The 10,703-nt window shown below is 44.2% G+C and carries 12 protein-coding genes and 1 pseudogene; 3 read left to right on the forward strand and 10 right to left on the reverse strand.

The window, feature by feature from the left end:
- The first annotated feature begins 196 nt into the window (after positions 1-196).
- Entirely contained in the window at positions 197-787 is a 591-nt protein-coding gene (locus IM322_RS11415) for a Uma2 family endonuclease (protein ID WP_287673267.1), read from the forward strand.
- A gap of 432 nt (positions 788-1,219) precedes the next feature.
- On the opposite strand, the gene IM322_RS11420 is transcribed toward IM322_RS11415, so the two are convergent.
- The 3 genes and pseudogenes from IM322_RS11420 to IM322_RS23320 form a co-directional block, all read right to left on the reverse strand.
- The gene (locus IM322_RS11420; RefSeq protein ID WP_287673265.1) at positions 1,220-2,422 is read right to left on the reverse strand and encodes a glycosyltransferase family 4 protein; all 1,203 of its coding nucleotides are present in this window, start codon (positions 2,420-2,422) and stop codon (positions 1,220-1,222) included.
- Between the two features lie 13 nt (positions 2,423-2,435).
- Positions 2,436-3,536, reverse strand: coding sequence for a chorismate synthase (aroC, locus tag IM322_RS11425; RefSeq protein WP_287673264.1), 1,101 nt, complete (start codon positions 3,534-3,536; stop codon positions 2,436-2,438).
- A gap of 105 nt (positions 3,537-3,641) precedes the next feature.
- Positions 3,642-3,731: pseudogene (locus IM322_RS23320) on the reverse strand (rubredoxin); the annotation flags it as partial.
- Between the two features lie 142 nt (positions 3,732-3,873).
- Here IM322_RS23320 and sfsA point away from each other — a divergent pair.
- Positions 3,874-4,593, forward strand: a complete 720-nt coding sequence (sfsA, locus tag IM322_RS11430; protein ID WP_287673262.1) for a DNA/RNA nuclease SfsA — start codon at positions 3,874-3,876, stop codon at positions 4,591-4,593.
- Between the two features lie 129 nt (positions 4,594-4,722).
- On the opposite strand, the gene IM322_RS11435 is transcribed toward sfsA, so the two are convergent.
- From IM322_RS11435 to IM322_RS11465, 7 genes are all read right to left on the reverse strand, one after another.
- Positions 4,723-5,283: an NYN domain-containing protein gene (locus tag IM322_RS11435; protein WP_287673261.1), complete on the reverse strand. Its 561-nt coding sequence runs from the start codon at positions 5,281-5,283 to the stop codon at positions 4,723-4,725.
- Positions 5,284-5,356: 73 nt separating this feature from the next.
- A complete protein-coding gene (locus IM322_RS11440) occupies positions 5,357-6,025 on the reverse strand; it encodes an energy-coupling factor ABC transporter ATP-binding protein (RefSeq protein WP_287673260.1) in 669 nt (222 codons plus the stop codon).
- A 325-nt stretch (positions 6,026-6,350) separates the two neighbouring features.
- Entirely contained in the window at positions 6,351-6,620 is a 270-nt protein-coding gene (locus IM322_RS11445; RefSeq protein WP_002756830.1) for a UPF0367 protein family, read from the reverse strand.
- 284 nt (positions 6,621-6,904) lie between these two features.
- Positions 6,905-7,165, reverse strand: coding sequence for a Txe/YoeB family addiction module toxin (locus IM322_RS11450; RefSeq protein WP_002765923.1), 261 nt, complete (start codon positions 7,163-7,165; stop codon positions 6,905-6,907).
- The gene (locus IM322_RS11455) at positions 7,158-7,418 is read right to left on the reverse strand and encodes a type II toxin-antitoxin system Phd/YefM family antitoxin (RefSeq protein ID WP_287673259.1); all 261 of its coding nucleotides are present in this window, start codon (positions 7,416-7,418) and stop codon (positions 7,158-7,160) included. The genes IM322_RS11450 and IM322_RS11455 overlap by 8 nt, the downstream gene beginning before the upstream one ends.
- Before the next feature lie 358 nt (positions 7,419-7,776).
- On the reverse strand, positions 7,777-9,069 hold the full coding sequence (locus IM322_RS11460; protein ID WP_287673257.1) for a serine/threonine protein kinase: 1,293 nt from the start codon (positions 9,067-9,069) through the stop codon (positions 7,777-7,779).
- 251 nt (positions 9,070-9,320) lie between these two features.
- Positions 9,321-9,464 (reverse strand): hypothetical protein, encoded by a 144-nt coding sequence (locus IM322_RS11465; RefSeq protein ID WP_287673255.1) that lies wholly within the window; start codon positions 9,462-9,464, stop codon positions 9,321-9,323.
- A gap of 214 nt (positions 9,465-9,678) precedes the next feature.
- On the opposite strand from IM322_RS11465, the gene psbD reads away from it, so the two are divergent.
- Positions 9,679-10,703, forward strand: a 1,025-nt coding sequence (psbD, locus tag IM322_RS11470; RefSeq protein WP_043996166.1) for a photosystem II D2 protein (photosystem q(a) protein), incomplete at its 3' end; no start/stop codon positions are given.

Genomic DNA, 10,703 nt, shown 5'->3' on the forward strand with positions numbered 1-10,703 from the left:
AAGGGTGTCTGTGGCTGCCCAAACTACAATTTCCACGTTTCCGGGGGGTAAATTCAGGGGTTCGGTAATCAGCAAGTTACCAGATTGATCAATTTTTCCTTTGAGTTTGTATGCTTGCATGATGTTTTTTATGATACTCTGTTTTTATATCATATCATAGTGAACAAAATTCACGCTCTAAATTTGGGTTTAAATCATGATAACTACACTCATCGAACGAGAAGCAGAACCAATTTTAATTAGTGACTTAACCTGGAGAGAATTTAAAGCTGTTGAACAGCTAATCGATCGCCCAGGGTTAAGGTTATCTTTTTTAGATGGAGTTTTGGAGATTAGAAAAATGCCAGGGAAAAAACACGAAACTATCAAAGAACGTATTGGTGCTTTACTAGAAATTTATTTAGAATTTTTGGGATTAGATTTTACTCCTACTGGTTCTGTCACCTTAGAAAATGAATTTGAAAAGGTTAAAAGAGAAGGTGATAAATCCTATGAGTTGGGAGCAAATAGAAAACATCCTGATTTAGTGATTGAGGTGGTTGTTAGTAGTGGAGGAATTGATAAACTGGAAGCATACAAACGCTTACAAATTCCTGAAGTTTGGTTTTGGATGAATGATGAGTTATTGTTTTATAGTTTAGGAAATGAGGGATATGAGGCTGTTAGTAAATCGCAACTTTTACCGAGTTTAGATGTAGATTTATTGCTGCGTTGTATTGGTATAGAAAATCATGCTCAAGCACTGCGGGAATTTAGAGCAGGGATAAAAAATATTGAATCAACATAACAATATAAAATGGTGATTTTTTCCGCCTATCTAAAGATTATGGGTTAACTTAACAGTGGCAGAATGCCAAGAGTTAAATTCTCAATATTCCATCAAAAGGGAACAAGTTTTTAACCGTTTCATCGCCTCCGTATTATTAGAAGAAAGACGAGCAGGTAATACTAAATCCGTTGAGTATAGGCTACATATCAGGATAGGCAAGAGGCAAAAGGAGGAATAGATAATCAGTCTTTAATAACTGGATTTAGTATAAGTATTTCATATATGTTGATTGAGAAACCCTTACCCGGTAATACTTCTATGTTTAGTCATTCTCAATAAGGCTGTCCTTATTGCGGTGACTAATTACCTGGCAAGTTCGCAGCTTTCTTTTCACTGATTACTGTTTACTATTCACTGATTACTGTTTACTATTCACTGATCACTGAAAAATCAACTCAATAACCAGTCTAGATGATCCTGTAAACATTGTTTGAGGTCGTAGCGTTGCTTGATAGTTTCCCTGGCATTTAAACGCAGATTTTGCCAACCCTGGGGATAATTTAACACTTCATCCACGCGATCGGCTATTTGTTGGGGAGAAAAGAAATCCACTAATAAACCATTTTCCCCATCAGTAATTAATTCTCGCACGGGGGGAGTATCGGAACCAATCACCACACAACCCATAGCCATAGCCTCTAACATTGACCAAGAAAGCACAAAAGGACGAGTAAGATAGATATGGGCGGCCGATGCCTGTAAAACCTGTTTATATTGACCGTAGGGCAGAGAACCGGTAAAATGCACCCGGGATAAATCCAAAGAAAGACTTTCTAACATCAATTGTTTATAGGTTTTGCCGTCCGGTAGAGTTTTCCCATAAGCAACCCGATCCTCCCCGACAATTACGATATGACAGTTAGGCCGACGGGCTAAAATTAGGGAAACAGCCGTCATAAATTGGGGAAAACCGCGATAGGGTTCCATTCCCCGGGTTGCATAGGTGACAATCTCCTTGACACCGGATAAATCTAAACCTATCTCTGGAATCACTAACTGCACATCGGGACGGGGACAGAAATAGTCCGTATCGATGCCATCGTGTAAAACCGTCAGTTTCGAGTGAAATTCGCGGGGAAATTGCTGTTTTTGCCAGATAGTCGGCGATAAACCTCGATCGCAACTGACCAGATCGATGAGGATTGGCGCATTTTTAATTCTAATCCGGGCCTCGGCATCAGCATTAAGGGGGTCCGCCGGATCAAAATCAGCATCGGAACCATGGGCATGATAAAACCATTCAAAATAGGCTAAAAACTTAGTTTTCGGGAAAATATCCTTGATAAATAGGCCCGGCCCCCAGCCAGAATGTGCATAGACAATATCGGGATAAAATCCTTGATTTTTCAGTTGTTGGCAAACACCATAAACCGCTTGACCTTGTAAAACCGCACTTTCCAAGGGACGGACATAATGATGGGTTTGGGGAGAAACAGCGCGACTTTCCTTGTAAATAAATTTTTTTACCCCCGGTATCTCTCCCTCTTGCCTGGTAGTGCCGAAAATCACTTGATTTCCAGGGTCTTGAGCCAAAACCGTGCTTAAATGGCGAAATTGGGCGGGAAAATTGGAATGAAGGAATAAAAATTTCATCGCGGGTGAAGATTTAGAAAAAGCGATCGCTAACCGTACATTGTCCCTGAAAACGGAGCAGATGATCGCATAATACCAAAGCCATCATCGCTTCCACCATAGGGACGGCCCGGGGTAAAACGCAAGGATCGTGTCTTCCTTTGGCTGCCAGGGTGGTTTCTTCCCCGGTGCGCGTCACGGTTTTTTGTTCTTTACCGATAGTTGCGGTGGGTTTAAAAGCGATGCGGATAATAATATTTTCACCGTTACTGATTCCCCCTTGAATGCCCCCCGAACGATTGCTATTGGTGCGAATTTCCCCGTTATCATCGATAAAATACTCGTCATTGTGTTCGCTGCCGGTTAAGAAGGTTCCCGCGAATCCCGATCCGATTTCAAATCCCTTACTCGCGGGTAAGGACATCATCCCCTTAGCTAAATCGGCTTCTAGCTTATCAAAAACGGGTTCTCCTAGACCTTTCGGCACATTTCTGGCTACACATTCCACCACACCGCCGATCGAGTCTTTATTCAGGCGAATTTGGTCGATTAGGGCGATCATTTTGGCGGCCGTTTCCCCGTTGGGACAACGCACTATATTACTTTCCACCTCGTCGAGGGTGACGGTGTTGGGGTCGATGATTGCCTCAATATCTTTAATTCGCTTCACATAGCCGATAATCTCGACATTATAGACAGATTTAAGGATTTTTTTAGCGACCGCTCCTGCGGCCACCCGGCCGATGGTTTCCCGGGCCGAAGATCTGCCTCCTCCTTTCCAGTTGCGAATGCCGTATTTTGCTTCGTAGGTGGCATCCGCATGGGAAGGTCGGAATTTTTCGGCCATTTCGTTGTAATCTTGCGAACGAGCATCCTGATTCCGCACTAAAATAGCGATCGGTGTACCGAGGGTTTTGCCTTCAAAAACGCCCGAAATTATCTCACAAATGTCATTTTCCCGACGCGGGGTCACGATTCTGCTTTGTCCCGGTTTGCGACGGTCTAAATCGATTTGAATCTCCTCTTCGGAAATTTCTAAGCGCGGGGGACAACCATCGATAACCACTCCTACCCCACCCCCGTGAGATTCTCCAAAAGTGGAAACCCGAAATAGTCGTCCGAAAGTGTTACCCATAATCTCAATATCTATTAAGCCTCAAGGTTTTATTGTACCTGAGCGGTTATCAGTTTTTCGGGAATAGGGGTTGGGGGTTGGGGGTTGGGGGTTAGGGGTTAGGAGTTAGGGGTTGGGGGTTAGGGGTTGGGGGTTAGGAGGTATATCGTTGTCAGGATCGCCGATTTCTGGGTCGTATTCGTAGCCACAGACTGAACAAACCTATTTCAAGGTAGTTTTCCTCTTAATCTAGACTTAGAAACTTTGGGACAATTCTTCTGAAACTATAAGCTATTTTCCGCTAAAACTCGCGTTAATATCAAAAGAACACGCTGTTTTTTTCCGTGGCGAAAATTTAATGACTCCCTTGTTGGTTCACACTTATCCTTCTCTTGTCAAGGGTATTTTAATTAAACGTTACAAACGCTTTTTTGCCGACATACAACTGGACAACGGAGAATTAATTACGGCCCATTGCGCTAATACCGGACCGATGACGGATGTATGCGTAGAGGGTCAACCGGTTTATCTTTCCCGTAGTGATAACCCGAAGCGAAAATTAGCTTATACCTGGGAGATGATTCAACTGGGAGAGACTTGGGTGGGAGTTAATACCAATCTTCCCAATCAGGTGGTGAAAAATGCCCTGTTGCAAGGATTTTTTCCCGATTTGGTCAAAAATGACACCGAGGTGCGATCGGAAGTGGCCTACGGTCAAAATAATCGCAGTAGAATTGATTTTCTTTTGACCCATGGTGATAAATCCCTCACCTATATCGAGGTCAAAAATACCACTTGGAATCAGGGAGAAACGGCACTTTTTCCCGATACTGTCACCACGCGGGGACAGAAGCATTTACAGGAATTAATGGCTTTATTGCCGGCAGCGGAGGCGATTATGCTCTACTTTATTAATCGGGGTGATTGTGACCGGTTTGCTCCGGGGGATAGTAAGGATACTAAATACGGGCAGTTATTGCGTCAAGCAGTGGCTAAAGGAGTCAAGGTTTTACCCTGTCGCTTCCAAGTGACACCCACGGGAATTTATTATTTAGGTTTAGCAGAATTGCAACTGTGACACCAGTGGTTTAGAGGGGCCAGCTTTTGACAAAATCCCCCAGACCGCAACTGACCTTTAAAAACCTAGAGACACAGTTACCTGTGCCTCTAAGGGGGATTTTTGTCGATACATATTTGAGGTAATTTGTCAAGGTTTTTGATAACTAATTCCGTGGCGCATTTTCTCTAATTTCTGTTGCACCTTAGCATCGAGAGAATGGAATAAAAAACGCCCTTTGGGACTTTGAGAAGAACTCTGGGATTGTCTCAGACGACGACCGGTTAAATCCACCTCGATTTCCAGACGTTGAGCGGAAATCCACTGGGCCCCATAACCCATAACGGTCATTTTTTGGGCATTATCAGAGGTAGCGACGATAATCCGTCCGATAGCTGGGGCGCGATCGTGCCAAAAATCAGCGCAGGTTTTCTCGATATAGGTGTCGGCGGTTTGAGCGTGAGCGGTAAAATAAACCGATAAATGGTTAGTGTAGCGTTCCTGGCTGCCGGGGGTATCTTGAAGGTAGGAATCGAAGACGATTTGGGTTTGATAACCCTGATGGTGGGTGTAACCGATTAAGGTTTCAATTAACTTGTCTCGCGCCGGTTCGAGACCGTGGCGATCGCTAATTTTTTTCAGGGACGGCCAAGAGCCGATGACGTTGTAGCCGTCAACCAGCAGAAGGGAACGATCAGAGGAATTAACCATGGCTTTGAGAGTGATTGGTGTGGCATTAAAGGCAGTTCTAAAAAACAGCATCCTAATGATATTAACAAAAAATTTAAGATTCAACCGCCGCACTTGCCAATAATCTCGCTTTTAAGTCTAGGGGATTTCCCTGATCCGTTACCTTGCCCCCCTCTAACAAAAATGCCCCATCGCTGTAATCCAATTCCTCCAGGCGATGCGTCACCCAAAGGGCCGTAATCCCCCGGTTTTTGACCAATTTCTGCACTTGAGAGACTAATTCTAACTGGGTATCCCCATCCAAAAGGGCGGTGGGTTCATCAAAGAGCAAAACCTCGCAATGACGAGCTAAAGCCCCCGCAATGGCGATTCTTTGCTTTTGTCCGCCACTGAGAGCATAGATCGGTCGTTTTTCCATTTCTAATAAATTCACCGCCCCTAGGGATTCCCGCACCCGCGCCCGAATTGCCGGCGTGGATAAACCCTCGGATACCAACCCAAAAGCCACATCTGCCCCCACTGTTGGCATAACTAACTGATGGTCGGGATTTTGAAAAACAAAACCGAGGGGGTTAGGTATCTCTATTTCCCCGCGACTAGGTTTTAATAATCCCGCTAAGAGCCGCAGCAGGGTTGATTTACCGCTGCCATTTGTCCCCAACAACATCCAAAATTCTCCTCTGGGAACTTGCAAAGAGCAGCCATTTAATACTGATTTCCCATTCGGCCAGCTAAACCAGAGGTCTTTTACTTTTATAGTCATGAATTATTAGCCTTTTCAGTTATCAGTTATCAGTTATCAGTTATCAGCTTCTGAAGGCAAGAGGCAAGAGTCAACAGGCAAGAGGCTCCCAGAAAGAATCTGGCAATTCTCCTGCCTAAAAAGAAGGTTAGAAACTAAGTGCATCAAAGCTTTTAGCTTAACCAATTGGGTTTTAGATTCGGCCCTTGTTATCAGTTTTTTAGCTGTCAGCCTTTTCAGTTATCAGATTTGAGTTTTGAGTTTTGAGTGGAAAGTGTTATCTAGGCGGTTGCCGTTTTCTTGTCACTGATTACTGGTTACTGCTCACTGATAACTGATTAAAGAACTATTCTGTGGCTAAAGCGACAAACCCCGGCGCTCTACCAGTGGAGGCAGCCCCGGATTTTTGTGAAACAATCACCGCACTGATCTGATCGCTCAAAACCGCCACCTTTTTATCGGTTTGTTTTTCGCAGGTTAATTCTAATAATTCCGGATTTGGCGATCGCATAGCGTTAATAATTGTTTGATACAAAGCGTCTGCTGCTGCTTCTTCCTTGCGCTGCACGGAAATGGGGATGGGGGAGAGTTTCAGGGTAATATCGATCGAATACATAGTTTAGCGTTCCCTTCCAAAAAACAAGTCAAAAACCATTGTATAGCAGGGGTTGGGAAGTCAGTGATCAGTTATCAGTTATCAGATGTGAGTTTTCAGTTCACTGATTGCTGTTCACTGTGGGGATAACCCTAGCATCATAACCGATTAACTCTCGGCAGTTAGTGTGCAGAGGCGTTGTTAGCTGGCAATCACTTGCTTGAATGAATTAGCATGGTGCGTTCCCCAAAATCTATCGGTGCAGCAGTAGGAGCCAGATTAGGGAACGCACCCTACAGCAATAGCTAATCTTGGTAATGATAGCGACAGGAAATAATTGTTAGATAATGATCATCGACAACATAGACAAGACGATTAGCTTCATCCGTACGGGACCAAAAACCTGACAAATTCTCTCTCAAGGGTTCAGGTTTACCGATTCCTTCAAAGGGATTGGATAGAGTATCTTGGATCAGCAGATTGATTCTTTTCAGGGTTTTCTTGTCCTGAGATTGCCAATAAAGATAATCTTTCCATGCTTTACTACCCCAAGCCAACTTACGCATCGATTAAATCATGTTCTTGTGTTTTACCTGCTTTATATTCTGCGATCGCTTCTTCTAGATGTTGAGCATTAGCCGGAGATTTTAAGAGATAAACTGTTTCCATCAGACTGTCATAATAACTTTTAGACATGATAACAACATCTTCTGTATCTCCTCTGACAATGAAAGTACAGTTTTTATCATTGGCTACTGTATCTATTACAGATTTAAAGTTTTTTCGGGCTTCACTAAAGTTGACAATGTTGACGCTCATCAGAGTTGTACATGATTAAGTACAATTGTTATTATAGTTCTGTCCAAATCTGGTTGGCAAAACCCAAAGGCTTCGGGGAACGCACCCTAAAGATGCTATCGCTTGCTCAAAGTCCATAATCTTGGTGCGTTCCCAGGAATTTATTGGCGGAGTAATTAGGGGTTGTCTTGGGGAATGCAGCCTACAAAATCCTGATCAGAATCTACTGCGAGACAATCGCTTGCGTTAAAACAAAATAAGGCGCGTTACATTTTATTAACGCACCCTACAATATCGGCGATCGCACTATACTCTAAAGTTCCGGCGCATTGCGGTTGTTAGATATCTGGCAGCATCAGTATGTTCAAACTCTTTAAATCTATTGATTTGTTAAAACTTCAACAATTTGTGGATGGTAGTCGCTCACACTATGTTTACTTTCAGAGGCACAGTAGATAAATTGCTTATGTACCTCTTCAACACGTATTTCAATGGCAATACGTTGTGCCACTAAGTCCTCTAAATCCGATCCGCACATCCGAACAACTCGCCCCATGACAAACCATCGATTATGTGAATATCCCAATTCAGCACCTGCAATAGCTGCTGCCGATTTAGAATCAAGGTTTCCCAAATGAAAGATGACCTCTAAACGACTAATAATCACGTCGCAGTAATTGAAATCAAAAGAGCCATGCGCCCAATCACAATAGACTAAAGCTACTACCTGCCAGAGTTCTGACTCCAGCTTATGCATAGCATTAAAAACATATTCATTAAGTGCTTCACAAATAACCCAAAGGTCGGATTGATCTTGTATTGATTTAATAAAACGAGCAAAGCTTTCAAGCTTTTGAATATTCCAATCAGTCAAATCTTGAAGATTCTCTGCCCATTCTTTAGCATTGGGGCTAGGTGCAAGATTTTGAGGCTCTGATAAAATTTTGAGCAACGCTCCTCGGAGCGAAACTATACTCTTAAACCTCTTCTTAGGGCTAAATTCAGTACATTTTTCAATAATCATTCCAACTGGACTCTGAATAGAATACTTTTGGTAAGGTACTCGTGGACTACTCCCATATAAATCATGAAGAATGCAGCCAAAAGCGTATATATCTACACTTGGCGTGGAATTCCGAAAATCTTCCGCTTGCTCTGGCGCACAATATCCTGCTGTTCCCCACGCTGAGTCTAGTGATGTTAACTTAGTTGTTGCACCAGTTACAGGCAGCACAAGTCCAAAATCTGACAGTTTCCAGCGTCCTGCTTGAAATAAAATATTTTGTGGTTTTAGATCTCGGTGGACATAACCTAGAGAGTGAAGTTCTTCTAGGGCATTGAGAATATCAGCTAGAGACTCTAGAGGAATTTTATTTTTACTACGAGAATCCTGAATTTCTTCCCAAAAGTTTTTTTCAGCAAGAGGCATGATAAATGACGGATTTTCAGACTCAAGATCTGAGTCTAGAACCGGAATAAAGTAGTCACCACTTAGGGATGACTGCACCCGAACTTCTCTCCGAAATCGCTTCTTCAACTTTGAAATATCAGCAGCAGCAACAATATCTGGAAGCGGATCAAACACCTTTCTTGCAACTATATCTCCGTCTCGCGTTTTGATTTTCTCAACACGACCAAAACCACCTCGACTGATATTTCCCAAAATTTGCATAAGCACAGTTTTTGCTAGAGGACTTAATCAGTAACAACTTTACCAAAAGTTCTATCAATACACTCATAAATCTTACAAGGAATTCTCTGGCTCTCCCTACTGCCAATACAGGGTGTCTAACTATTAATTATACCGCCCCCTGCGATCGAGCAATCCCCTCTATCCTAGTATCCCACTTCCATCGGTCTAACACCCCCTAAATGAAACTTAATAGCGCACTGTGGGGTTTAATCACCTCAATTTGGGGATAGTTACCGCACAGAGGGGTCTAGCATTCCGCTCAAGACGTGAAGACAATAATACCAAGCAATTGAGGCGGCATATCTCCCCAAATCCCCATCTCCCCCCGCAACGCGCACGAAGTGGTCTCCCCCCGCAACGGCTCGACTGAGCATCGCCGAACGTCGCGCAGGAAGTGGTCTCCCCGAAAAATTTTAGATTTTCTTAGGATCGACCTGAAAAACATTAGCCATTTTTTCCAAAATAGTGTAAGTTAAGAAAAGTAAAGATTTCTCACAATTCTTCCACACATCTGCTCGCCTGCTCAGATGGATGGAGGGGAGAGGGCGGAATCTTAGCAATAATATACATTTTTCGGAGAAAACCCCCATGACCATTGCTGTCGGACGCGCCCCAGAAAGAGGGCTGTTTGATGCTCTCGATGACTGGCTCAAAAGAGACCGTTTCGTCTTCATCGGTTGGTCTGGTTTACTACTCTTCCCCTGCGCCTTCATGGCCCTAGGTGGATGGTTAACCGGCACCACCTTCGTCACCTCCTGGTACACCCACGGGTTAGCCAGTTCCTACCTGGAAGGCGGCAACTTCCTGACTGTAGCCGTCTCCACCCCCGCCGATGCCTTCGGCCACTCCATCCTCTTTCTCTGGGGACCGGAAGCCCAAGGTAACTTCACCCGTTGGTGTCAAATCGGCGGTTTATGGCCCTTTGTCGCTCTCCACGGTGCTTTCGGCTTGATTGGCTTCATGCTACGTCAGTTTGAAATCGCCCGTTTAGTCGGCATTCGTCCTTACAACGCCCTCGCCTTCTCTGGCCCGATTGCGGTGTTCGTCAGTGTCTTCCTGATGTACCCCCTCGGTCAGTCTAGCTGGTTCTTTGCCCCTAGCTTCGGCGTGGCTGGTATCTTCCGTTTCATTCTTTTCTTCCAAGGCTTCCACAACTGGACACTGAACCCCTTCCACATGATGGGAGTGGCTGGTATCCTCGGTGGTGCGCTTCTCTGTGCTATTCACGGAGCCACGGTAGAAAATACCCTGTTTGAAGACGGTGAAGGTTCCAACACTTTCCGGGCTTTTGAACCCACCCAAGCGGAAGAAACCTACTCCATGGTCACTGCGAACCGTTTCTGGTCGCAAATCTTCGGCATCGCTTTCTCCAACAAACGTTGGTTACACTTCTTCATGCTCTTTGTCCCCGTGACTGGTTTATGGATGAGTGCTGTGGGTGTGGTGGGATTAGCGCTTAATCTGCGGGCCTATGACTTCGTTTCTCAGGAATTGAGAGCGGCGGAAGACCCGGAATTTGAAACCTTCTACACTAAAAATATTCTGCTTAACGAAGGTCTGAGAGCTTGGATGGCTCCCCAAGACCAACCCCACGAAAACTTTATCTTCCCTGA

It is taken from the genome of Microcystis sp. M109S1, assembly GCF_020247025.1.
Taxonomy (GTDB): domain Bacteria; phylum Cyanobacteriota; class Cyanobacteriia; order Cyanobacteriales; family Microcystaceae; genus Microcystis.

Bases quoted from the DNA above. Each gene is read 5' to 3' on its own strand.
- IM322_RS11415 (WP_287673267.1), top strand. From the start codon at position 197: ATGATAACTACACTCATCGAACGAGAAGCAGAACCAATTTTAATTAGT.
- IM322_RS11420 (WP_287673265.1), bottom strand. From the start codon at position 2,422: ATGAAATTTTTATTCCTTCATTCCAATTTTCCCGCCCAATTTCGCCAT.
- aroC (WP_287673264.1), bottom strand. From the start codon at position 3,536: ATGGGTAACACTTTCGGACGACTATTTCGGGTTTCCACTTTTGGAGAA.
- sfsA (WP_287673262.1), top strand. From the start codon at position 3,874: ATGACTCCCTTGTTGGTTCACACTTATCCTTCTCTTGTCAAGGGTATT.
- IM322_RS11435 (WP_287673261.1), bottom strand. From the start codon at position 5,283: ATGGTTAATTCCTCTGATCGTTCCCTTCTGCTGGTTGACGGCTACAAC.
- IM322_RS11440 (WP_287673260.1), bottom strand. From the start codon at position 6,025: ATGACTATAAAAGTAAAAGACCTCTGGTTTAGCTGGCCGAATGGGAAA.
- IM322_RS11445 (WP_002756830.1), bottom strand. From the start codon at position 6,620: ATGTATTCGATCGATATTACCCTGAAACTCTCCCCCATCCCCATTTCC.
- IM322_RS11450 (WP_002765923.1), bottom strand. From the start codon at position 7,165: ATGCGTAAGTTGGCTTGGGGTAGTAAAGCATGGAAAGATTATCTTTAT.
- IM322_RS11455 (WP_287673259.1), bottom strand. From the start codon at position 7,418: ATGAGCGTCAACATTGTCAACTTTAGTGAAGCCCGAAAAAACTTTAAA.
- IM322_RS11460 (WP_287673257.1), bottom strand. From the start codon at position 9,069: ATGCAAATTTTGGGAAATATCAGTCGAGGTGGTTTTGGTCGTGTTGAG.
- IM322_RS11465 (WP_287673255.1), bottom strand. From the start codon at position 9,464: ATGCTCAGTCGAGCCGTTGCGGGGGGAGACCACTTCGTGCGCGTTGCG.